Source organism: Microbacterium sp., from assembly GCF_044340635.1.
GTDB lineage: Bacteria > Actinomycetota > Actinomycetes > Actinomycetales > Microbacteriaceae > Microbacterium.
Genome location: NZ_JBIITF010000002.1, coordinates 19,332 through 40,953, shown reverse-complemented (window position 1 = coordinate 40,953; position 21,622 = coordinate 19,332). Strand labels below are relative to the sequence as shown.

21 protein-coding genes are annotated in these 21,622 nt (G+C 68.0%); 12 read left to right on the top strand and 9 right to left on the bottom strand.

The features are described 5' to 3' along the window. Nucleotides 1-104 precede the first annotated feature (104 nt). Nucleotides 105-1,115 (bottom strand): ABC transporter substrate-binding protein, encoded by a 1,011-nt coding sequence (locus ACIQ0W_RS01935; RefSeq protein ID WP_396641196.1) that lies wholly within the window; start codon nt 1,113-1,115, stop codon nt 105-107. Between the two features lie 269 nt (nt 1,116-1,384). Between ACIQ0W_RS01935 and ACIQ0W_RS01930 the strand changes: the two genes are divergently transcribed. Together ACIQ0W_RS01930 and ACIQ0W_RS01925 are read left to right on the top strand one after the other, a co-directional pair. Further along, a complete protein-coding gene (locus ACIQ0W_RS01930; protein WP_198517725.1) occupies nt 1,385-2,542 on the top strand; it encodes an NDMA-dependent alcohol dehydrogenase in 1,158 nt (385 codons plus the stop codon). Between the two features lie 2 nt (nt 2,543-2,544). Then, nucleotides 2,545-4,002, top strand: coding sequence for an aldehyde dehydrogenase (locus ACIQ0W_RS01925; protein WP_396641195.1), 1,458 nt, complete (start codon nt 2,545-2,547; stop codon nt 4,000-4,002). Between the two features lie 139 nt (nt 4,003-4,141). Here the strand turns inward: ACIQ0W_RS01925 and ACIQ0W_RS01920 are convergent, their stop codons facing one another. Then, entirely contained in the window at nt 4,142-5,785 is a 1,644-nt protein-coding gene (locus ACIQ0W_RS01920) for a GMC family oxidoreductase N-terminal domain-containing protein (protein WP_396641194.1), read from the bottom strand. Then, nucleotides 5,782-6,378 (bottom strand): mycofactocin system transcriptional regulator, encoded by a 597-nt coding sequence (gene mftR, locus ACIQ0W_RS01915; RefSeq protein WP_396641192.1) that lies wholly within the window; start codon nt 6,376-6,378, stop codon nt 5,782-5,784. Before mftR ends, ACIQ0W_RS01920 begins: the two co-directional genes overlap by 4 nt. A gap of 102 nt (nt 6,379-6,480) precedes the next feature. Here mftR and mftA point away from each other — a divergent pair, with 102 nt between their 5' ends. From mftA to mftF, 6 genes are read left to right on the top strand one after another with little or no spacing between them, the layout of a single operon-like run. After that, nucleotides 6,481-6,600, top strand: coding sequence for a mycofactocin precursor MftA (mftA, locus tag ACIQ0W_RS01910; protein WP_081766437.1), 120 nt, complete (start codon nt 6,481-6,483; stop codon nt 6,598-6,600). A gap of 1 nt (nt 6,601) precedes the next feature. Further along, nucleotides 6,602-6,886 (top strand): mycofactocin biosynthesis chaperone MftB, encoded by a 285-nt coding sequence (gene mftB / locus ACIQ0W_RS01905; protein WP_036300994.1) that lies wholly within the window; start codon nt 6,602-6,604, stop codon nt 6,884-6,886. Then, a complete protein-coding gene (gene mftC / locus ACIQ0W_RS01900) occupies nt 6,883-8,160 on the top strand; it encodes a mycofactocin radical SAM maturase (RefSeq protein ID WP_396641190.1) in 1,278 nt (425 codons plus the stop codon). Before mftB ends, mftC begins: the two co-directional genes overlap by 4 nt. A gap of 50 nt (nt 8,161-8,210) precedes the next feature. Continuing rightward, nucleotides 8,211-9,401, top strand: coding sequence for a pre-mycofactocin synthase MftD (gene mftD / locus ACIQ0W_RS01895; protein ID WP_396641188.1), 1,191 nt, complete (start codon nt 8,211-8,213; stop codon nt 9,399-9,401). Further along, nucleotides 9,401-10,177 (top strand): mycofactocin biosynthesis peptidyl-dipeptidase MftE, encoded by a 777-nt coding sequence (mftE, locus tag ACIQ0W_RS01890; protein WP_396641187.1) that lies wholly within the window; start codon nt 9,401-9,403, stop codon nt 10,175-10,177. The genes mftD and mftE overlap by 1 nt, the downstream gene beginning before the upstream one ends. Next, entirely contained in the window at nt 10,170-11,576 is a 1,407-nt protein-coding gene (mftF, locus tag ACIQ0W_RS01885; RefSeq protein ID WP_396641186.1) for a mycofactocin biosynthesis glycosyltransferase MftF, read from the top strand. Before mftE ends, mftF begins: the two co-directional genes overlap by 8 nt. A gap of 63 nt (nt 11,577-11,639) precedes the next feature. Here the strand turns inward: mftF and ACIQ0W_RS01880 are convergent, their stop codons facing one another. From ACIQ0W_RS01880 to ACIQ0W_RS01855, 6 genes are all read right to left on the bottom strand, one after another. Further along, nucleotides 11,640-12,437, bottom strand: a complete 798-nt coding sequence (locus ACIQ0W_RS01880) for an ABC transporter permease (RefSeq protein ID WP_036301003.1) — start codon at nt 12,435-12,437, stop codon at nt 11,640-11,642. After that, a complete protein-coding gene (locus tag ACIQ0W_RS01875; protein WP_036301006.1) occupies nt 12,437-13,282 on the bottom strand; it encodes an ABC transporter ATP-binding protein in 846 nt (281 codons plus the stop codon). Before ACIQ0W_RS01875 ends, ACIQ0W_RS01880 begins: the two co-directional genes overlap by 1 nt. 80 nt (nt 13,283-13,362) lie before the next feature. After that, nucleotides 13,363-14,415, bottom strand: a complete 1,053-nt coding sequence (locus tag ACIQ0W_RS01870; RefSeq protein WP_396641185.1) for an ABC transporter substrate-binding protein — start codon at nt 14,413-14,415, stop codon at nt 13,363-13,365. Between the two features lie 138 nt (nt 14,416-14,553). Beyond that, the gene (locus ACIQ0W_RS01865) at nt 14,554-15,045 is read right to left on the bottom strand and encodes an aconitase X swivel domain-containing protein (protein ID WP_396641184.1); all 492 of its coding nucleotides are present in this window, start codon (nt 15,043-15,045) and stop codon (nt 14,554-14,556) included. Further along, nucleotides 15,042-16,322: an aconitase X gene (locus ACIQ0W_RS01860; RefSeq protein ID WP_396641183.1), complete on the bottom strand. Its 1,281-nt coding sequence runs from the start codon at nt 16,320-16,322 to the stop codon at nt 15,042-15,044. The genes ACIQ0W_RS01865 and ACIQ0W_RS01860 overlap by 4 nt, the downstream gene beginning before the upstream one ends. A gap of 34 nt (nt 16,323-16,356) precedes the next feature. Further along, nucleotides 16,357-17,460: a hypothetical protein gene (locus ACIQ0W_RS01855; protein ID WP_396641182.1), complete on the bottom strand. Its 1,104-nt coding sequence runs from the start codon at nt 17,458-17,460 to the stop codon at nt 16,357-16,359. Between the two features lie 208 nt (nt 17,461-17,668). Between ACIQ0W_RS01855 and ACIQ0W_RS01850 the strand changes: the two genes are divergently transcribed. From ACIQ0W_RS01850 to ACIQ0W_RS01835, 4 genes are read left to right on the top strand one after another with little or no spacing between them, the layout of a single operon-like run. Further along, the gene (locus ACIQ0W_RS01850) at nt 17,669-18,172 is read left to right on the top strand and encodes a MaoC family dehydratase (RefSeq protein WP_396641181.1); all 504 of its coding nucleotides are present in this window, start codon (nt 17,669-17,671) and stop codon (nt 18,170-18,172) included. Nucleotides 18,173-18,210: 38 nt separating this feature from the next. Then, entirely contained in the window at nt 18,211-19,113 is a 903-nt protein-coding gene (locus tag ACIQ0W_RS01845; RefSeq protein WP_396641427.1) for an SDR family NAD(P)-dependent oxidoreductase, read from the top strand. 5 nt (nt 19,114-19,118) lie between these two features. Next, nucleotides 19,119-20,735 carry an AMP-binding protein gene (locus ACIQ0W_RS01840; protein ID WP_396641180.1) on the top strand — a complete coding sequence of 539 codons (1,617 nt, stop codon included), beginning with the start codon at nt 19,119-19,121 and terminating at the stop codon, nt 20,733-20,735. Further along, nucleotides 20,732-21,610, top strand: a complete 879-nt coding sequence (locus tag ACIQ0W_RS01835) for an amidohydrolase family protein (protein ID WP_396641179.1) — start codon at nt 20,732-20,734, stop codon at nt 21,608-21,610. The genes ACIQ0W_RS01840 and ACIQ0W_RS01835 overlap by 4 nt, the downstream gene beginning before the upstream one ends. Nucleotides 21,611-21,622 lie beyond the last annotated feature (12 nt).

The following is a 21,622-nucleotide window of genomic DNA, read 5'->3' as shown; positions in this document are numbered from 1 at the left end:
TCCGTGAGGGTGGGGCGGTCGGGGGCCTGGCTGTGCGGGTTCGCGACCCCCGGAACATCCGGAAGCCGCGAACCCGCGTTGTCAGCGTTCTTACGCCGTGAGGGTCAGGGGACCCACACGAGGCCGTCGAGATCGACCTCGTTCTTGACGTAGCCGAGTTCGAACGACCAGTCGGCGATGGCCTGCAGGTTGTCGATCGTCAGCGGGAGCTTGCCGTACGAACCGAGTCGGATACGGGCTGCGAGCTCCGGGTCGATCTTGGTGAACTCGGCGATGTTCTCGCGGAGCTCTTCGTCGTTCTCGAAGGCGTAGGCGTTCGCCTCGTCGATCGTCGCGGCGACCCGCTCGTAGTACTCCGGGTCCTCTTCGACGTCGGCGCGGAGGGCGTACCAGACGCCGGCGATGACGGCGCTGTCGGACAGGGCCGTGAACGGGTTCGCGAGGGTGCGGAATCCGTTCTGCTCACGACCGAGGGTACCGAAGGGCTCGCCCGCGACGAATGCGTCGATCGCGCCGCTGGCCAGGGCCGCCGGCTGGTCCGGAACACCCATCTGCACGTAGTTCACGAGGCTCGGGTCGCCGCCGTCCGCGGCAACCGCGATGTCGCCGAGCAACTGCGTGTAACCGCCGGGGGCGTTGACGGCGACGGTCTTGCCCTCGAGGTCCTTCGCCGATTCCAGCGGGCTGTCGGCCGTGACGAGCAGGTCGTTGATGCCGTTCTCCGGGTCGTCGGGCGTCGCGCTCGCCGCCGCGATGATGACCAGGTCGACTCCGTTCTCCACGGCCTGGAACACGCCGGTCGATCCGCCATAGCCGATCTGTACCTGGCCGGACTGCATGGCCTGGATGATCTCGGTCGACGAGCCTGCGGGCTGCAGCGTGAGGTCGAAGCCGTTCTCTTCGAAGACGCCGTTCTGCTGCGCCATGAAGACGGGTCCGATGTCGGTCACGGGGATGACACCGGCGACGAGCGGCTGAACCTCCATGGGCGCGTCGCTGGTGTCGGCACTGCTGTCGGTGCCGGCGTCGGTCTGGGCGCCGCATGCGGCAAGACCGAGGACGGCGAGGATGCTGATCCCCAGGGTGAGGGGTGCGCGGGTGCGTAGGGACTTCATTACTGCCTCCATTGCCAGTCGGGTTACCCCGCGCGCCACTGCGCGGGGCCCGGGCCCGGGGTGAATGCACTCCGTCCGGTATGGCCGGACACCTCGACTTCGACGGTGTCCGACGCAGGTGATGCTGCCACACCCGGAGGGCTCAAATCAACACATTGCGTACTTCTGTACGCAGAGTGGTGCAAACGACGGATTTCATGGCTATCGTTATCGCGACCCCGCACGTCGTTTCGAACAACGCGGGAAGTCCCCGTTTCAAAGGAGAAACCATGCCGATTCGCACGCGTGCGGCCCTCGTCCGCGAGCAGCCCGGACCATTCGAAGTCACCGACGTCCTTCTCGACGACCCGCGCCAGGGCGAGATTCTCGTGAAGATGGTCATGAGCGGTCTGTGCCACTCCGACTACCACCTCGTCACGGGTGACAGCACGGCGGGGCACCTGCCGATGGTCGGCGGGCATGAGGGAACCGGAATCGTCGAGGCGGTCGGACCCAACACCCCCGATTGGGCAGTCGGCGACAAGGTTGTCTTCTCGTTCATCGCCAGTTGCGGCAAGTGCCGCTGGTGCAACGAGGGGATGACGAACCTCTGCCAGCTCGGCGCGTTCCTGATGCGCGGCAGCCGCTTCACCGACACCGACAGCTTCCGTTTCTCGCTCGAAGACGGCACGCCCGTGGGCCAGATGTGCGGCCTCGGCACCTTCGCCGAGCACACCGTCGTCGACGTCAACTCCGCCGTCAAACTTCCCGCGGACGCTGATCTCGACAAGGTGTGGCTGCTCGGCTGCGGTGTCGGCACCGGGTGGGGCTCGGCGGTTTACGCGGCCGATGTCAGCCCGGGCGACGTCGTGATCGTCATGGGTGTCGGTGGCGTCGGCATCCACGCGGTTCAGGGTGCATCGCACGCCGGCGCGATGGCGGTCATCGCCGTCGACCCCGTCGAGCTCAAGCGCGAGACGGCCCTCCAGGTCGGCGCGACGCACGCGTTCGACAACATCGCCGACGCGGCCGAGTTCGCGCGCAGCATCACCGACTGGCAGGGCGCCGACAGCGCGATCATCACGGTCGGTAGTTTGCGCGGCCAAGATGTCGCCGATGCGTTCTACGCGATCCGCAAGGCGGGCACCGTCGTCGTCACGGCGATCGCGCCGAGCTCTGAGGTCAGCATCCCCATCTCACCGCTCGACATCACCCGCTTCCAGAAGCGCATCCAGGGCGCGATCTACGGCGCGAGCAACCCGCGCGCCGACATTCCCCGCCAGTACGCGATGTACAAGACGGGACAGCTGAAGCTCGACGAACTGATCTCGGCGACCTACGCACTCGACGACATCGAGCAGGGGTACGTCGACCTGATCGAAGGCCGCAACATGCGCGGTGGCATCGCGCACCCCGCATCCGTCACCCCGACTACCCCCGAGGACTGATCATGACAACCGCAACCACCACACCGCGCTCCGTCTCTCGCGACAGCATCTTCGCGGGAGGCGAGTGGGTCTCACCCTCCACCACCGCCGAGATCATCCTGGAGAGCCCGGTCGACCTCAGCGAGGTCGGCCGAGCCCCCGACGCCATCGCCGCCGACGTCGACCGTGCGGTCCGTGCCGCCCGCGAGGCCTTCGACCACGGCCCGTGGGGACGCATGTCCCCCGCCGAACGGGCCGACTGGCTCGACAAACTGGCGGACGAGATGGAACGCCGCGGCCTCGATACCGCTGAGCTCATCACGGCCGAGATCGGTCAGCCCATCTCGGTATCGCGCCCATGGGCGAGCGTTCGACCCATCACGCATCTGCGCTACTACGCGAAGGTCGCGCGGCGCCCCGACTTCGAAGAGGAGGAGCGGCCGAACATCCACGGCGACGGCAACTCCATCATCCGTCGCGAGCCCCTCGGTGTCGCCGCCCTCATCGTGCCGTGGAACCATCCGCAGGCCTCACTGACGCTCAAGCTCGGCCCCGCCCTCGCGGCCGGTTGCACGGTCGTCATCAAGCCCGCCGCCGAGACGGCGCTCGATGTCTTCGCGTTCGCCGAGGCGAGCCTCGCGATCGGGATGCCCCCGGGCGTCATCAACATCGTTCCCGGCGGGCGCGAGACGGGCCAGGCGCTCGTCGCACACCCCGGGATCGACAAGATCAGCTTCACCGGATCGGCCGACGCGGGGCGCCAGATCGCTTCCGCGGGCGGACAGCGACTGATCCCGGTCACGCTCGAACTCGGCGGCAAGTCCGCGGCGATCGTGCTCGAATCCGCCGACCTGGACAAGGCCTTCACGAGCCTGCGTCACGCCATCTTCGATAACAGCGGACAGATCTGCGCGATGATGTCGCGCGTGCTGGCCCCCGCGAGCATGTACGACGAGGTGCGCGACCGGCTCGTCGCTCTGGCCGGCGATCTCAAGGTCGGCGATCCCCACGACGAGAGCACCGAGCTCGGCCCGCTCGTCTCGGGGCGCATCCACGAGCGCGTCTCGGGAATGGTCGACCGTGCGCGCGCAGCCGGCGCGCAGGTCCTCACCGGCGGACAGTCGCTGCCGAGCACCGGCTACTTCTACGCGCCGACGGTCATCACCGGCGCCGCGGAAGACAGCGAGATCGTCCAGGAAGAGATCTTCGGCCCCGTCGTGACCCTGATGTCCTACAACGGCGTCGACGACGCCGTGCGCATCGCGAACGACTCGCACTACGGACTGGCCGGCGCGGTCTACGGGGCCGAGGACGAGATCGTGGGTGTCGCCCGTCGCATCCGCACCGGTTCCATCGGTCTGAACGGCTACCGCCCCGACTTCAACACGCCCTACGGCGGGTACAAGGACTCGGGACTCGGCCGCGAATTCGGCGCCGAGGCTGTGCGCAACTTCCAAGAGGTCAAGTCGATCTGGCGCTGAGCCCCGGTGGGTTTACACAGGGACAGGAGATTCGGCCAGGACAGGATACTTCGGCGCGTATCGTCCTGTCTCGGTCGGATCTCCTGTACTCAGCAATGGTCACTGAGCCTGTCGAAGTGACCCGCTCAACGACCGACCGCTAGTCACCGCGGGCGATGAACTCGGCGATGCGCTCGCCGATGAGCACGGCCGTCGCGGCCGGCCCGCGCGAGGGGACGGTCGGCAGGATGGATGTGTCGGCGACGCGTAGCCCCGCGATCCCGTGCACCCGTCCCTGCCCATCTACGACGGCACCGGGTGACCCGGCCGGACCCATCGGCGCGGTCCCACACATGTGGATGGCCGTGCCGAGGTGCGCCCGGGCCCAGTCATCCAAGCGATCGTCGTCATCGAGGGTCGCGTCGTCCAGTTCGGTCAGACCGCCGAAAAGTGGCGCGAAGGCGTTGGAACGCAGCAGGCTCACGGCAACCCGCAGTCCCTCGCGCATGCGGGCGCGGTCGGACGGCGTTTCGAGGTAGCGGTAATCGATGCGGGGGCCGTCGTCGGGATCGGCGCTCACGAGCTGGATCGAGCCGCGACCCTCGGGCTGCTGCACCGCGACGATCAACTGCAGGTCGTCCCGGTGCGCCAACTGCGAGGCCATCCGCCGGGCTGAGACTCCGACGAGCGCGCGGATCGTGCGCAACGGATGCCGGAGCGCCGCAAGCACCCCACTGCCGAGCGGATGCGCGGACCCGGTGAGCAGGTAGCCCAAGGGCTTCACGGACAGGAGGATCTCAAGATCGGCGTGCGGGGCCCCGGCCGAGGCGAAGTTCAGGCACGCGGGGAACGCGGCCCGATCCCCCGGGCTACCGACGCTCGCGCGCGGACGCCACCCGACCGCGATATCCGGATGATCCGAGAATGCGGCCCCGACGGGCAGGTCGGCCTCGACGGGAATGCCGAATCCCTCGAGCTGCTCGCGCGGTCCGACGCCCGACACAAGCAGAAGCTGCGGCGTGGCAATGGCGCCGGCTGCCAACACGACCTCGCGGGCTCTCAGCTGTTCACCGCCCGCGAGTTCGACCCCGACCGCCGTGCCGTCTTCGATGAGCACGCGCACGACGCGTGCGTCACCCCGCACCTCGAGGTTGGCTCGATCAAGCACCGGCAGCAGATAGGCGAGGCCGGTATTCCACCGCATCCCGCGATGCAGGCTCGAGGGCACCGGTCCGACACCGGGTGTGCCCGGCACGTTTTTATCCGGCTCGTCGGCGAACCCCCGCTCGAGCGCCGCGGCACGGAAAGCCGCGCTCAGTCGGTCGGTGAGCGCGGAGCGCTCGATGGGGATCGGACCCGCGTCGCCGTGGCGCGGATCGTCGGCGAACGCGGGATCGCTTTCGAGGCGGCGCATCGCGGGGAGCACGGCCTCGTAGGTCCAGTCCGGTCCCCCCACTTCGGCCCAGGCGGCGAAGTCCTCGGGGGTCGCGCGCACGAAGTAGGCGCCATTGAGCGCGGTCGATCCCCCGAGGATCCGGCCCCGCGCCACGAGGTAGGGCAGCTCGGGGGTCAGGTGACCGAGGTATGCCCAGTTGTGGGGGTATCCGGGCATCGCGCCCTGGACGGTGGATGCGTCGAGCAGTTCCGCCGGGTAGTCGCGTCGGCTGCGGGGCACCGGCCCCGCTTCCAGCACCAGCACGCGACGTTTCGGATCCTCGCTCAGGCGAGCGGCGAGCGGCGCACCCGCTCCACCCGAGCCCACGACGATGACGTCGAGGTCCGGGCCGTTCTCGTCGATGCTCATGAGGATGACACCTGGAACGAGGCTTCGAGACGGCGGAAAGCCCGATCGATCAGCGTCAGCAGATCCTCGCTGTCGTGGTGCAGCCACTCCTGATACGCCGACAGACAGAGACCGAGACACGCCCAGGCGACGGCTTGCGGCTCGAGGTCGTTCACGTCCGCCCCGATTCGCCGCGCGACATACTCCGCGACAGCCGTGCGCCAGTCTCGATAGCGCAGCGACGAGTGCGCGACGAGTGCGGGTACCTCAAGAAGGAGGTGCATGCGCTCGCGGTGCAGCGCGATCTGCTCGGGAGGAAACCTGTTGAACTCGATGATGGCGACGCGCAGCGCTTCCATGACCGGCACATCGGGTCGCAGATCGGTCAGGTGGCCGCGCATCATCGTCAGCAGAGCGTCGAAGTCCCCCCACGGCAGGTCGTTCTTCGAGGGGAAGTAGCGAAATAGCGTGCGGCGGCCGATCCCGGCGGCGGCGGCGATGTCGTCGACTGTGGTCTCGTCGTAGCCGTGCTCAAGAAATAGCCCGAGCGCGATGGTACTGAGCTCTCCGTGCGTCGTTGCCGGAGCGCGGCCGATACGGGGCGATGTCGTCACGGCGTGTTGTTCGCCTTCTGTCTTCCATTCGGCACTCAGTGCCATTAGAGTCGAGCGTACCGCGCACGGCGAAGGAGCCGTGGCGTTGTGAAGGAGCATCCCATGGATCCGCAGATCGTGAAGCCCGCCACGTCGACCGAGGCAGTCGCAGCCGACAGCCCCGTCGAATCAGACAGCCTCGTCGAGGAAGTATCCATCGACGGCATGTGCGGCGTGTACTGACGTGTTCGACCCCGACGCGGGGTGGACGCTGAGCGAGCAGGTTTCCGTCCGGCCCGAGCCGTTCGGAGCTCTGCTTTATCATTTCGGCACCCGCAAGCTGTCGTTCCTGAAAGACCGGACGTTGCTGAGCATCGTCACGTCCCTGTCGGACTCCCCTAGCGCTCGCACCGCGTGCGTCGCGGTGGGCGTCGCCGATGAGGACCAAGCGCGCTACCTGCGTGCTCTCGGGACTCTCGCTGAGTCTCGAATGATCGAACGACGACGTATCGAGGAGCACGCCGCATGACCATCGCACTCGAGTCCACGACTCTCGCGCCCCCGCGCGCACCGGCACCGCGACCCGAACGCCTCGTCGATCTGTTCGAGCGCGGTCTTGATGCCCCCATCTGCCTCACGTGGGAGCTCACCTACGCGTGCAACCTGTCCTGTCTGCACTGCCTGTCGAGCTCGGGTCGCCGCGACCCTCGCGAGTTGTCGACGGACGAGTGCAAGGCCGTCATCGACGAGCTGGAGCGGATGCAGGTCTTCTACGTCAACATCGGCGGCGGCGAGCCGACGGTGCGATCTGACTTCTGGGAGCTGCTGGATTACGCGACCCAGCACCACGTCGGCGTGAAGTTCTCGACGAACGGCGTGATGCTCACGCCCGAACGCGCGGCGCTGCTCGCCGCCAACGACTACGTCGACGTGCAGATCTCACTCGATGGCGCCACGCCCGAGGTCAACGACTACATCCGAGGCCCGCGCTCGTACGAGACCGCGATCACCGCGATGCGCAATCTCCGCGACGCGGGCATGAAGAATTTCAAGCTGTCGGTCGTCTGCACGCGCACCAACATCCCGCAGCTCGACGATTTCAAGCGGATCGCCGACGAATATGGCGCGCAGCTGCGCCTCACGCGCCTGCGGCCCTCGGGTCGCGGGGCCGATGTGTGGGATGAGCTTCACCCGACGCAGGCCCAGCAGCGCGAGCTCTACAACTGGCTGCTCGCGCACGCCGATGAGGTACTGACGGGCGATTCGTTCTTCCACCTCTCGGCCTACGGCGAGTCGCTCCCCGGTCTGAACCTGTGCGGTGCAGGCCGAGTCGTGTGCCTGATCGACCCCATCGGTGACGTCTACGCCTGCCCGTTCGCGATCCACGATGACTTCCTCGCGGGCAACGTGCGCGCCCCCGGCGGCTTCACCGAGGTGTGGCGCGAATCCGAGTTGTTCCAGGAGTTGCGTGCACCGCAGACCGGTGGCGCGTGTGCGTCGTGTGCGTTCTTCGACACGTGCAAGGGCGGATGCATGGCGGCGAAGTTCTTCACAGGACTACCGCTCGATGGGCCCGACCCCGAGTGCGTCCAGGGCTATGGCGAAGAGCTGCTCGCGGGCCGTCAGGATCCCGCGGATGCTCCTCGTCCGAGCGGCGACCACTCACACCGCACATCGCCGCCGCGGCCGCGTACGAACAAGCCGGTTCCCCTCACCCTGAAGCGTCGCGACGACATCGAGACGATGCCCGTCAGCGCGTGTGCGTCGAGTCCGCTCGCCGGATTCGTGCCCCCCGCGGGCTGATTCGACGCATCCGGTTCCCTTCTCAGCACGACCCCTTTCAGGAGACACCCATGCCCAATCCGTGGTTCGAAACGGTCGCCGAGGCGCAGCGTCGCGCGAAGAAGCGACTGCCCGCCCCCGTTTACGGCGCACTGATCGCCGGGTCGGAGCGGGGGCTGTCGTACAAGGACAACCTGGCCGCGTTCGGCGAACTCGCGTTCGCTCCGAAGGTCGCCGGTCATCAGGCCGAACGACGGCTGTCGACGACGGTCCTGGGTCTCGACATCGGGATGCCGGTGATCATCTCGCCGACGGGGGTGCAGGCTGTCCATCCCGACGGCGAGGTCGCGGTCGCACGCGCCGCGGCGAACCGGGGCATCCCCATCGGCCTGAGCTCGTTCGCGAGCAAGAGCGTCGAAGAGGTGGCCGCCGCGAACGAGAACGTGCTCTACCAGGTGTACTGGCAGGGCACCCGTGACACGATGCTCGAGCGAATCGACCGGGCCCGCGCGGCCGGCGCCAAGGCCCTCATCGCGACACTCGACTGGTCGTTCTCGCACGGGCGCGACTGGGGCAGCCCCGAGATTCCCGAAAAGTTGACCCTGCGCGCCGCCGCACGCTTCGCACCGCACGCACTCGTGCGTCCGCAGTGGCTCGCCGAGTTCCTGCGTTCGGGCCGCGTACCCGATCTCACGGCGCCTAACCTGGCCGTCGGCGGGGGTAAGCCGCCGACGTTCTTCGGGGCCTACGGAGAATGGATGACGACCCCGCCGCCGAGCTGGGAAGACGTCGCGTGGCTCCGCGAGCAGTGGGACGGTCCGTTCCTCCTCAAGGGTGTCTCACGCATCGACGACGCGCTCCGCGCCGTGGATGCCGGCGTCTCGGCGATCTCGGTGTCGAACCACGGCGGCAACAATCTCGATTCCACGCCCGCAGCGATTCGGATGCTTCCGGGCATCGCCGAGACTGTCGGCGACCAGATCGAGGTGCTCCTCGATGGCGGCGTGCGCCGCGGCGGCGATGTGGCGAAGGCCCTGGCGCTCGGCGCCGATGCCGTGATGATCGGCCGTGCGTACCTGTGGGGCCTCGCCGCGAACGGACAGGCGGGCGTCGAGAACGTGCTCGACATCTTGCGAGGCGGGTTGGACTCTGCCGTCCTCGGCCTCGGCCGGGCTTCCATCGACGAGTTGAGCCGCGAAGACCTCTGGATCCCGCCGGGCTTCGAGCGTCGACTGGGGGTTCCGCAGGCTCCGGTCGACTGATGCCCGAGCGCCCGGATCAGCACCCGCTGGACGATTCGGCGCGGCTCGTCGACCGAACGTGGCCGAGCGTCGCCGCACCTCTCCTGCTGGTGCCGGTCGGCGCGACCGAGCAGCACGGACCGCACCTGCCGCTCGACGTCGACGCGGCGATTGCGCAGACGGTCGCCGATCGACTCGCCGCGCGGTCGCGCGATCGGGGTGACGATGCCGTCGTCGCGCCGTTGATCGCGTACGGGTCGAGCGGCGAGCACCAGGACTTTCCCGGCACGCTCTCGATCGGTACGGCAGCGCTTCAGCTGATGCTCATCGAGCTCGGTCGCTCGGCGTCGTCGTGGGCGCCCCGTGTGGTCTTCGTCAACGCGCACGGGGGCAATCTGGACGCCCTCGTCGCGTCCGTCCGTGTGCTCCGGTCGGAAGGTCGCGACGCGGCCTGGCTGCCGTGTGCAGCGGACGCGCGTGGGCGCCACGACGCCCACGCGGGCTATGACGAAACGTCAATCATGGCCCATCTGCGTGCCCCGGCCATCCGTTTCGATCGTTTCGAACCCGGCGCCACCGACCCGATCACCGCTCTCCTCCCCCGCCTGCGCACTGGCGGTGTGCGGGCGGTCTCGCCGAACGGAGTACTCGGCGACCCGCGTGGGGCGTCGGCCGAGGCGGGCGAGCAGCTCCTGGCGACCATTGTCGACGCAGCGTGGAGGCGACTCACGGGCGTCGTCGCGGACGACGGACGACTCGTGCCAGCAACCGGCGATCGGGGCGGGACGGATGTCTGACCCGACCTTCCCGCCGGATGGCACCATCGTGCGTCTCAATACCCACACTCGTCGAACGGGCGGGCGGGTCCTCGTGGGCGGTGCTCCGATCCGGGTCTCGCGAATCAGCGCGGCGGCCGCCGAACGATTGCCGGGACGCGATCTCGCGGTAGGTGACGAGACGAGCCGTGCGCTCGCTCGGTACCTTCTCGAGACCGGCATGGGCGAGCTTCTGTCGGCCTCCCTTCCGGACGTTCCTCTCGGCATGCTCACGGTCGTGATCCCCGTGCGCGACCGCCCGACCCCACTCGCCCGGTTGCTCGCGAGCGTCCCCGCGGGTGTCGCCGAGGTCGTCGTGGTCGACGACGGCTCCGTTCGTCCGCAGGCCGTTGCTCGCGTCGTGGCCGAGCATGGCGCGCGGCTCGTGAAGCTGCCCGAGAATCGGGGCCCCGCCGCGGCGCGGAACGCCGGCATGTCGACGGCGCAGACGCCGTACGTGGCATTCGTCGACTCGGATGTCGTCCTCGATGAGGACGCGCTCGAGACGCTCGTCCGGCACCTCATCGACCCCGACGTCGCTCTGGTCGCACCCGGTGTCCGCGGGCTGCGGCAGGAACGCGAGACCTGGCTCGAAAGGTACGAGGACGCGCGGTCCTCACTCGATCTGGGTCCGGATGCCTCGACCGTCCGTCCGCGCAGCCGCGTGTCCTGGGTGTCGAGCACGTGCCTCGTCGCACGTGTCTCTGCGCTCGGGGGCGGGTTCGATGCCGACCTCCGGGTCGGAGAGGACGTCGACCTCGTGTGGCGTCTCGTGGCCGCCGGTCATCGCGTGACGTACGACCCCACCGCGATCGTCCGGCACGAACATCGTGCCTCGCTCGTGGCCTGGATGCGGCGCAAGTTCGACTACGGCACGGGGGCATACGGGCTCGGTGTGCGGCATCCGCAGGACATCGCGCCGGTGGCCCTGCCACCGTGGAGCATCGCGCTACTCACCGTCACCCTGGCGCAGCGCCCGTGGTCCGTGCCGGTCGGTGTCGGCATCGTCGCGGCTTTTGCCGCACGAATTTCCCGACGTATCTCGCACATCCCGAATCGGCGCAGTCTCGCGGCGCTTCTCGCTGCTCAGGGAACGGTCACGACGCTCGTGCAGGGATCGGCGCTATTGGTGCGGCACTGGTGGCCGCTCACGATCGTCCTCGCGCTCGGGTCGAAGCGGGTGCGCCGCGCTGCGCTCGTCGCCGCCCTCGGCGATGCCGCGATCGAGTACGTGCGACTGCGTCCCCGGCTCGACCCGGTGCGGTTCACGCTCGCCCGGCGCCTCGATGACGTCGCCTACGGCGCGGGTGTGTGGTGGTCGTCCCTCCGCGGCCGGTCCGCCGCCGCACTCCGGCCCCGGGTCGTCCGAGGCAACGAATAGGCCGACGGAGTTCATCCGTCGGCCTATTCGTTCGGCGCAGAGTGCGGCGCCTTGTGCGGCGCGTTACGCCGTGGTGTTGCGCAGGCCGTACACCGACTCGTGCCACGGGATGAAGAAGCGCTTCAGCTCGTTCACGATCAGATACAGCGCGAGCCCGAGCAGCGAGAGCCAGAGTATGAGCGCGAAGGTGAGCGCGGCATCCAGCTGGTTCATGCTCGAGACAACGAGGAATCCGAGTCCCTGGCTGCCGGCGATGTACTCACCGACGATCGCACCGGTCGTGGCCAGGACGATACCGACCTCCATACCCGCGAACAGATAGGGCTGGACGCTTCGCATCTCGAGCTGGAGCAGGGTCTGCGTGCGCGATGCGTTCAGGCTCTTCATGACCTCGCGCTGCCCCTGCTCGACCGAGCGGACACCGAGGAGCATGTTGAGCATGATCGGGAAGAAGGCCAAGAGGGCCGACAGCCAGATCTTCGACGTGATGCCGAATCCGAACCAGATGACGAACAGCGGGATGAAGGCGACCTTCGGGGCGACCTGCGTGATGACGATGAGCGGACGCACACTCGCCTCAAGCCAGGGCAGCTTTCCGAGCAGCACGCCGACGACGACACCGGTCACGACGGCGATCGCGAACCCGATGAGGATCTCGGACAGCGTGGTCAGGGTGTGACCCCAGATTCCCGGGGTTGTGAACAGTCCGATGAATTTCTCGCCGACCGCGGCGGGCGGTGGGAACAGGAACGGGTTGACTTGCCCGATCGTCACGACCAGCTGCCAGATGACGATGATCACGACGACCAGAACCGGCGTCACGACCCAGGGCAGGATCCGCATGACCTTCTGGCGGTTCATCAGTTCTCCTCGTCGATGTCGTGACGGAGCTTCCGCACGATCTCGTTGAATTCGGCGGTCGTCGTGGTGTCGATCGTGCGCGGCTTCGGCTCGGCGACCGGCAGGATCTGACGCACGCGACCCGGTCGCGGCGTCATGTGCACGACGCGGTCGGCCAGGAACACCGCCTCGGGGATGTCGTGGGTGACGAAGACGACGGTCGATGTCGTCTCGAGCACGATGCGCTGCAACTCGAGGTTCATGCGCTCGCGCGTCAGAGCATCGAGGGCACCGAACGGCTCGTCCATCAGCAGCAGGTCAGGCTCGGTCGAGAGTGCACGCGCGATGGCTGCACGCTGGCGCATACCGCCCGACAGCTCACGCGGGTAGGACTTCTCGAACCCGCCGAGGCCCACGAGGGCCGCGAGCTCGGTGGCACGGGCGCGGCGGGCTTGCTTGCTCGCCCCGCGCAGCTTCATCGGCAGGGCGATGTTGTCGAGCACCGACAGCCAGGGGAAGAGGTTGCTCTCTTGGAAGACGAAGCCGAGCTTGGTGATCGCCGACTCATCGACGGTCGTGCCGCGCCACAGATTGTTGCCGTCGACCTCGATCGTGCCCGCGGTGGGCGACAGCAGCCCGCCGATCATGCGCAGGAGCGTCGTCTTGCCGCAACCGGATCGGCCGATCAGGGCGATGAACTCACCGCGCTCGATGGTCAGGTCGACGCCTGAGACAGCGTGCGTCGTGCCGGAGCGTGTGATGAAGTCACGTCCCACGCCCTGGATCTTCAGTCGTGGGACGGTGTCGGTCGTACCGGATGCGGGTGCGCTTCCGGCCGGGGACGGAGTCGGGATCGGGGTGCTCATAGGGGCATCATCGCTCTCGTTTCAGGGGAAGGTGGTGGCCTCGCGGAGTCCGCGAGACCACCACCGGATGGCTGCGAGGTTTAGTTGGCCGGCAGCAGGTCGCTTGTGATCCACGCCGACGGGTCGGCGCCGCCCTCGAGCAGGCCGCCCGCGACGTAGGAGTCGTAGATCGTGGTCCAGAAGTCCTCGTCGTTCTCGAGCAGACCGACGGTGCCGGTCGAGTCGATCCACGTCTCGGTCGTGTAGGTCTTCAAGGCCTCGACCGCGATCGCGTCGTCGGTCAGAGCCGCGAAGTCCCAGTCACCGCTGTCGCGGAGCGTGGCGAGGACGTTGGCGAAGTCGTTCTCGCTGTCGTCGATGATCTCCTGCGTCGCTTCCTTGATCGCGGCGAGGAACAGCTCGATCTCTTCGACCCGCTCCGGGTTCTCGAGGTTCGACTGGGTCGTGATCCAGACCTGACGCTCGGGGGCATCGACGAGACCTGCGGGGCTCGAGACGGCATCCTCGTTCTGCTCGGTGATGCCGATGGAGGTGTCGAGGCTGACGACGTACCCGTCGAGCTGACCCTGCTTGACAAGCTCGTAGGTCGCGGACGTGACGGGAACAGCCTGACGCGTGACCGAGTCACGATCCACTCCGGCGTCGTCGAGGGCGAAGTTGAGCATCTTCTCGCTGGTGCCGCCGACCGAGCCGAGTCCGATGACCTTGCCCTCCATGTCGGCTGCCGATTCGATCGGGTTCTCTTCGGTCGAGATGACGCGCAGGTTGCTGCGGTAAGCCATCGTGCCGACGCCGACGATGGGCTGGCCGGACTCCATGCCGGGCATGACGTCGACCGTGCTCACGCGGGTGATCGGGGTTGCGCCACCGAGCAGCGTCTGGATCGCGGCCGACGTTCCCTGCACGGGCTGAAGCTGTACGTCGAGGCCGTACTCCTCGAAGATGCCCGACGAGTACGCGTACATCTCGGGCGTGAAGGTGAACGACTGGAGGGGAAGGAACGACACCACGACGATGTCGTTGAGTTCGGCGGGGGCAGCCTCGCCCTCACTCGCCGACGGCGCGGCTGTTCCCGTACATCCGGCGAGGGCGAGTCCGGCTACGGCGACGAGCGCCGTGGTCGTGATTCGCATGCGTCGACGGAAGGACCAGGGGTTCTTTTTCTGCACTGCTGTGGACATTTTCGACTCCTGTGTCGGATGACCCGCCCGCAACTGTGCGGCCGGTCCATCGAGTGTGCCGAGCATAACTCGGGATGCAAACGCGAGTTTTTACTGGATGGAATCAGCCGAGCGAACTCGCGGGGAACCTGCAGGGGCAGCACCGCGACGCAGCATGGTGACGACCCCTGTGTCGCCGTCGACGCGGAGCAGATCCCCCGTGCGGATGACGTCGAGCGGGTTGGGCGAGGCTTCGACGACGGTCGGGATGCGGGTGACGATCGCCCCGAGAACGGCCTTGGTCGTGACGATGTTGAACACCATCGCCGCGGGTGCCGTGCCCATGAGCCGCGTCGATTGGAAGAACCCCGACCAACCTGAAGAACCCTTCGCGCCGGGGAAGACGAGCACCTTGCCGGTGAAGCACACACCGAACAGCTCGTGGCGGGGTTCGATGACCGTGCCGGTCGCGACGTCGATCCCCCCGAAACCCGAGATCGGGTCTCGGGTCACGAGCGCCTCCGCCTCGGTCACGCCGGGCACGATGCCCCGTCCACGGAATTCTGTGATCGGCTCGCGGTAGTCGTCCGTGACGGCGCTCACGCGAGCGCCCCGCGCCAGCGTCCGGTGATGGCCGCGTCCACGCACTCTTCGAGCGTTCCGAACCAGGCCTCGATGCCGAGGATGGCGGGGAGATAGTGCGCCTGTTTGGCCGAGTCTGTCGCGAATACCTTCGTGCCGGGAGGGGCTGCGCGCGACATGGCGGGGCACGAATCGGTCAGCACTTTGCCGCCGGCCCGGGTGATCGCGCGGGTGTACCCGTTGCGGTCGGCCATGGTGCGGAGGGCTCGCGGTGTCATGACCCAGAGCTCCGTCCCCTCCTTCAGGCGCTTGCCCTCGAGCAAGTGGGCGACGAGGGCGACCTGGTCGAGCGACGCGTGCGGGCAGCCGAGCAGGATGAAGTCGACCTCGTCGCTCTCACCCTGCGCGTTGAGGGTGTCGTATACCCAGCGACGTTCGGCCTCGCCGTAGCGGATCGGCTCGGGGATCGCTCCCCCGCCGAAGGCGGCCTCGAGCGTCGGCGCCTCGGGAGTGATGCCCGGAATGTGGAAGATCTCGACACCGCCGGACGTCGCGGTCGCCGCACCGAAGTGCTTGAGGTCGGCGAGGTCGGGTTGCGCGAACGATCCGACGATCGCCGGACGCGCTTCTTGCACGTGCTCGCCCACGAAGTAGCCGAACATGCCCCACTCCTGGAACGTGTCGATGCGCGCGTCGGCCTGCAGCAGGTGCGTCGCGTACCGGTTCTCGGTGATGTGGTTGCCCCAGTACGGGATTTTGCCGGTGAGCCCGGCGGCGCCCGTCGAAGCACCCCCCTCGCAGTTGGTGCGGGCACCGAGTACCGAGTTGGCGTAGACGACGGCGGATGACTCCATCCACGCGACGTGCTCGCCACGCACCGGCAGATTACCCACCTGGTATGGCGTGCAGGTCGCCAGGATGTTGACGCCGCGCTCGGAGTAGTAGTTCTCGGCATCCGTCTGCAGTTCGATCGACTGCGGCGAATAGGCCGTGAGTCCCTCGGCATCGTCGGAGAAGCCGTGCTGCAGCTGGCAGGTCGGCACCTTCATGCGCGGGATCTCGATGTCGTCGTCGCAATCGAGGTTGATGACGGCGTAGGCCTTGGCCCAGCCGCCCTCGCGCACCAGCTGTGCCTTCGCGGGTGACGGCTGCGTCATCGTGCCGGCGACATTGCGGGTGTCGACGAGACGCTCCGCCCCGAGCGCCTCGCCGTACCGGATCAGCAGGTCCATCGCGGCCGCGACGGCCGCGCCATCCGCGCCGTCACGCATCCGGATTTCTTCGTCGGTGAGCTGCATCGCTCCTCCTCAGGCCCGCAGAGCGGGCATAGCCTTACTCGTCGATCTTGGTCGATGAGAACGGGATCGCGCGCGGCGGGTTCAGCGTGAAGACCTCGACGACCGCCGAGACACCCGCGTTATCCGCGCCTGCGACGACGATCTGGACGTTGGTCGGATGGCTGAGCAGCCGCACGCGGTCGGGCGTGTCGGAAGCGCTCGCCGTGTCGGGGGTCGAGTCGGGGTGGTCCGCGGGCAGGCGCCAGCGCGTCTTGTTCGAGAGCGCCTCTTTGCCGACCCGGGCGAGCTCGGCCCGATCACGCACGGCGTTCTCGAAGATGAAGGCCCGGAGGTCGTCCTTGCTCCAGCCCGCGTTGGCGAACAGCTCGGCGTGCTCGGGCACGAGCACGAGCAACGTCGACGTGTACTCGTGGATGAGGGCGCCCGTGCGGCAGATGGTATCGACGAAGTCGAGAGCCAGCTGCTCGGGGATCATCGTGTGACGCGCCTCGATGTGCACGACGGAGCGGATGACGAACATGGTCGCGACGCTGTCGCCCTCGGCGAACCCGTTCTCGACGGCGAACGAGGGCCACGGGCTCTGCTCTTCGTTTTCGGCGATGACGGCTGTGACCTTCGAGGGGTTTCCCTGCGTGGCCTGGTCGAGCCCGTGCGGGTTCAGACCGAAGACGTTGATCAGGCCGAGGCGGATGGCGCGGCCGATCGTGGCGTTGGCGCGGAACCCGCCGCCGAAGATGTTGCCGCGGCTGTTGATCTCGAGCTCGGCTCGCACCGGGCCGTTGACGAGCAGGAACGGGGCCGTTCCCGTGGTCGACTGCCAGATGCCGCGGGCGGGGTGCGGCTCTTTCGCCACCGACTCCCACGCGGCGATCACGGTGGGCAGGTACTCGGGCTTGCAGCCGGCGAGCGCGGCGTTGAGCGCGGCGAGGCGCACCGTGATGCTGCGGTTCAGGTGCGTGACCGTGAAGAGGACCTCGGACGGGTCACGGTCTACCGTCGCGAGGAACTCGGCGAGGTAGGACTCGGTGACGGGGACGACGGGCAGGCCATCCGTCCACTCGTTCTGGAAGTAGTACTCGACGGCGTCGATGATCTCGTGGGAATCGACTTCGGGCGTGCTGGACACCGTGACAGACATGCGTGAAACTCCTCTGTATCCGCTGATGTAAGCGCTGGCCCACCGCGCCGGGGGCCGCAAGCAATGTCGCATAGGGCCGCGGGGGGCCACGGCGGCGGTTTCACTGTTCGAAAAGCTGCGTCTCAGGGTGTCTGTCACACGGCAGGATGGCGAAGGTACCGATCAGGTGTACCCGATCAGGCCGAGCAGATCAGGCAAGGAAGCCCGTATGACCGAGAACTCCCCCGCGCCCACCAGCGCTCCTGCTGATTCCGAGCAGCTGCACGTGTTCACGACGATCGACGAGGTCGGCTCCATCGAGGGCCGCGCGTTCGGCCCGTCGACCTGGCGTGCGATCCCCCAAGAAGACATCGATCTGTATGCGCAGCTCTCGGGCGACGACAACCCGATCCACGTCGATGCCGAGGCCGCGGCCAAGTCGCCGTTCGGCGGGCGCATCGCACACGGGATGCTGACGCTCAGCATGGTCGTCCCCCACCTCCGCGAGATCTACAAGGTGTCGGGCACCTCGACGGGCATCGTTTATGGCTTCAACAAGATCCGGTTCCCGAATGCCGTGCCCTCGGGCGCGAGCATCCGCGTGCGTGGGACGGTCGCGAAGGTGGAAGAGATTCCCGGTGGATGGCAGGTGACCCTGGCGCTCGTCTTCGAGGTCGAGGGTGCGACCAAGCCGGCCGTCGCGGCCGAGCTCGTCCTGAGGCACTACAAGTGAGCGCCGCCGAGGAGATGTCGGGCGCTGCGGCGGACGACATCCGTCTCGACGGTCGCGTCGCGATCGTGACGGGTGCGGGCCGGAGCCTCGGTCGCGCGTATGCGATCGCCCTGGCCGACGCGGGTGCCGCGGTCGTCGTCAACGATGTGGATGCCGAGTCCGCCGCCGACGCCGTGACCGAGATCGAGGGACGCGGCGGCCGGGCCATCGCGTCGGTCGCGCCGGTCGGTTCGGCCGAGACGGCGCAGCAGTTGGTCGATGATGCCGTGAACGCCTTCGGCCGGCTCGACATCCTCGTCGCGAACGCCGGAGTCCTGCGCGACCGGGTGCTGTGGAAGATGTCGGACGACGACTTCGATGCCGTCGTGACGACTCACCTACGCGGCACCTTTACGACGGGGCGTGCCGCCGCGATCCGGATGCGTGAGCAGGGCGAGGGCGGACGCATCATCGTCATCGGCTCGCCGGCGGGTCAGTTCGGATCTTTCGGGCAGACCAATTACGCCGCGGTCAAGGCCGGACTCGTCGCCATGGCGCGGACGTGGTCGCTCGAGCTCGCCCGTGCCGACATCACCGCGAACGCCGTCATCCCGATCGCGATGTCGCCCATGACGGGCACGATCCCCGCCTACACCGAGCTCTACGAGCGCTACCTCGCGGGTGAGCCCATCCCCCGCGAGATCCGGCGCGACAAGGGACTCGGCAGCCCCGAAGATGTCGCCCCGCTCATCGTCTGGCTCGCCTCCGAGAAGTCGCAGGCGGTCACCGGTCAGGCGATCGGCATCGGCGGTGACCGACTCACCCTCTACTCGCACCCGGCCGTGCTCGACGTCGACTACGCCGACGGAGGATGGAGCGCCGCGGCCATCGACGCCAGCTGGCAGTCGCGGTTCGCCGCCCAGGCGCAGACATCCGGTCCGCCGTCCCGCACGGAGGGGTGACGCGGGTGATTCGCATCCATTACTCCGACCTCTGGCAGGGCATAGCCCGCGAGGCTCCGGAGCGCACCGCGATCATCACCCGCGACGGCGACATGACCTGGGGCCAGTTCGCCGACGAGTCCGGCGCCATCGCTCGTTACCTCATCGACGAGTGCGGGCTGCAGACCGAGGATGCCGCGGCGACGCTGCTCTACAACCGGCCCGAGTACCTCACCTTCACATGGGCGTGCCTCGCCACCGGTGTCGCACCGGTGGCGCTGAACTACCGCTACAACGCCAGCGAGGTGCGGGCGCTGCTGGTCGACTCGGACTCGAAGGTGCTCTTCGCGCCCGCGTCGTTCGGCGCGATCGCCGCGCAGGCCGCGGCGGGGCTCGACATCCCGATCGTCCTCGTCGACGACACGGACGGCACCTTCGACAGCTCCTCGATCCCCGGCGCGGTCCGCTACGAGGACATCGTGTCGGCGGGCGGGTCGATGCCCGCCGAGGCTCCCGCGGGCGCCGTCCTGCGCCTGTACACGGGTGGTACGACGGGCGCGCCGAAGGCCGTCGAGTGGGATCTCGACACGCTGCTCGAGGCGCGCCGCCAGTCCACCTGGGCCGTCACCGGGATCAAGCCGCCCGAAACCCTCGAGCGGGCCATCCAGATCGCGATCGACCCGGCGACGCCGAAGGTCGTGACGCTCCCCATGAGTCCGATGCTGCACGGCACGGCCCAGTCGATGACGATGGGCACCCTGTCGCTCGGCGGCACGGTCGTGTTGCACGCGCACCCGAGCATGGATCTCGAAGAGGCCTACCGCCTCATGACCGAGCACCGTGCGACGCGGCTCATCGTGGCGGGCGACGCCCTCGCGCTCCCCCTCGCCGAGAAGGCCGAGCAGCACGATGGTCTCCCCCATGTGAAGTGGATCTTCTCGTCCGGCATGCGCTTCAGCGACGAGGTGAAGAGGCGCCTGCACTCGCTCGGCGACCTCGAGATCATCGATCTGCTCGCGTCCAGCGAAGGCGGCCCGTACGCGTTCGGCATCACGAAGGGCGTCGACGACCTGCCGGCGCGCCTCGTGCTGACGCCCGGCGCCGTGCTGCTCGACGAGGACTACAACGAGATCTCGCTCGAGGCCGGAGCCCTCGGCATCCTCGGCTACCGCGGCGTTCTGCCGAAGGGCTACTACGGCGATCCCGAGAAGACGGCGAAGACCTTCCTCCAGATCCGCGGCCACCGCTACGTGGTGCCCGGCGACTGGGCGCGCTCCAACGGCGACGGCACGATCGACCTGCTCGGCCGCCTCTCGGCCGTTGTGAACACCGGCGGAGAGAAGGTGTTCCCGACCGAGGTCGAAGAGGTGCTGCTCGAGCATCCGAGTGTCGGTGATGCGATCGTGTTCGGGCTGCCGCATCCGCGATTCGGCGAGGCCGTCAGCGCGATGGTCGCACCCGCCGAGGGCGCCGAGATCGACAGCGCCGAGCTGCTCGAGTTCGTCGCGTCGCGACTGGCCGGATTCAAGAAACCGCGGCACCTCTTCGTGCGCGAGACGCTCGGCCGCTCCATCACGGGCAAGGTCGAGCTGGCTCGCGTGAAAGAGGACGCGCTGCGCGAACTGCAGGAGGCGAACGTATGAGCAAGATCCCCGGGTTCGACCCCGCGCCGCTGACCGCGATCGACATGCACGTGCACGTCTCGATCGACTCCACCGGTCGCACGGCGTCGCCGCCGGCACTGACCGAGGCCCTCGCGAAGTACTTCAAGAGCGATGAGAAGCCGCGGGATGTCGATGCCACCGCCGCCTACTATCGCGAGCGGCAGATGGGCGCGGTCGTCTTCACGGTCGACGCGACCACGAACCTCGATCACGCGCCCAACAGCGTCGACGAGATCGTCGAGGGTGCGGCGCGCAACGCCGACGTGCTCATCCCGTTCGGCAGCGTCGACCCCCTGCAGGGCGAGGCCGCGGTCGACGAGGCCCGCCGGCAGGCCGAGATCGGCGTGCGCGGGTTCAAGTTCCACCCGACCGTGCAGGCGTTCGATCCGTCCGACCCCGCCTACACCCCGCTGTTCGCCGCGATCGAAGAGCTGGGCCTGCCGATCATCGTGCACACGGGGCAGACCGGCGCGGGCGCTCAGCTACCGGGCGGGTTCGGATTCCGGCTCGGCCTGTCGAATCCGATGCTGCTCGACGACGTCGCCGCGCGCCACCCGGAGCTGCAGATCGTCATGGCCCACCCGAGCGTTCCCTGGCAGGACGAGCAGCTCTCGGTCGCGACCCACAAGGGCAACGTCTGGATCGAGCTGTCGGGCTGGTCGGCGAAGTACTTCGCGCCCTCGCTCGTACGCGCGGCCCGCACCTACCTCAACGCCAAGACGCTGTTCGGATCGGATCTGCCGGCACTCACGCCCGATCGGTGGCTCAAGGACTTCGATGCGCTCGAGCTTCCGGACGCGGCCCGCCAGGCGATCGTGAAAGACAACGCCGTTCGGCTCCTCGGACTGAACTGATGGGCGATCGCT

Coding starts and splice junctions, on each gene's coding strand:
- ACIQ0W_RS01935 (WP_396641196.1), bottom strand. CDS start 1,115: ATGAAGTCCCTACGCACCCGCGCACCCCTCACCCTGGGGATCAGCATC.
- ACIQ0W_RS01930 (WP_198517725.1), top strand. CDS start 1,385: ATGCCGATTCGCACGCGTGCGGCCCTCGTCCGCGAGCAGCCCGGACCA.
- ACIQ0W_RS01925 (WP_396641195.1), top strand. CDS start 2,545: ATGACAACCGCAACCACCACACCGCGCTCCGTCTCTCGCGACAGCATC.
- ACIQ0W_RS01920 (WP_396641194.1), bottom strand. CDS start 5,785: ATGAGCATCGACGAGAACGGCCCGGACCTCGACGTCATCGTCGTGGGC.
- mftA (WP_081766437.1), top strand. CDS start 6,481: ATGGATCCGCAGATCGTGAAGCCCGCCACGTCGACCGAGGCAGTCGCA.
- mftC (WP_396641190.1), top strand. CDS start 6,883: ATGACCATCGCACTCGAGTCCACGACTCTCGCGCCCCCGCGCGCACCG.
- mftD (WP_396641188.1), top strand. CDS start 8,211: ATGCCCAATCCGTGGTTCGAAACGGTCGCCGAGGCGCAGCGTCGCGCG.
- mftE (WP_396641187.1), top strand. CDS start 9,401: ATGCCCGAGCGCCCGGATCAGCACCCGCTGGACGATTCGGCGCGGCTC.
- mftF (WP_396641186.1), top strand. CDS start 10,170: ATGTCTGACCCGACCTTCCCGCCGGATGGCACCATCGTGCGTCTCAAT.
- ACIQ0W_RS01880 (WP_036301003.1), bottom strand. CDS start 12,437: ATGAACCGCCAGAAGGTCATGCGGATCCTGCCCTGGGTCGTGACGCCG.
- ACIQ0W_RS01875 (WP_036301006.1), bottom strand. CDS start 13,282: ATGAGCACCCCGATCCCGACTCCGTCCCCGGCCGGAAGCGCACCCGCA.
- ACIQ0W_RS01870 (WP_396641185.1), bottom strand. CDS start 14,415: ATGCGAATCACGACCACGGCGCTCGTCGCCGTAGCCGGACTCGCCCTC.
- ACIQ0W_RS01860 (WP_396641183.1), bottom strand. CDS start 16,322: ATGCAGCTCACCGACGAAGAAATCCGGATGCGTGACGGCGCGGATGGC.
- ACIQ0W_RS01855 (WP_396641182.1), bottom strand. CDS start 17,460: ATGTCTGTCACGGTGTCCAGCACGCCCGAAGTCGATTCCCACGAGATC.
- ACIQ0W_RS01850 (WP_396641181.1), top strand. CDS start 17,669: ATGACCGAGAACTCCCCCGCGCCCACCAGCGCTCCTGCTGATTCCGAG.
- ACIQ0W_RS01835 (WP_396641179.1), top strand. CDS start 20,732: ATGAGCAAGATCCCCGGGTTCGACCCCGCGCCGCTGACCGCGATCGAC.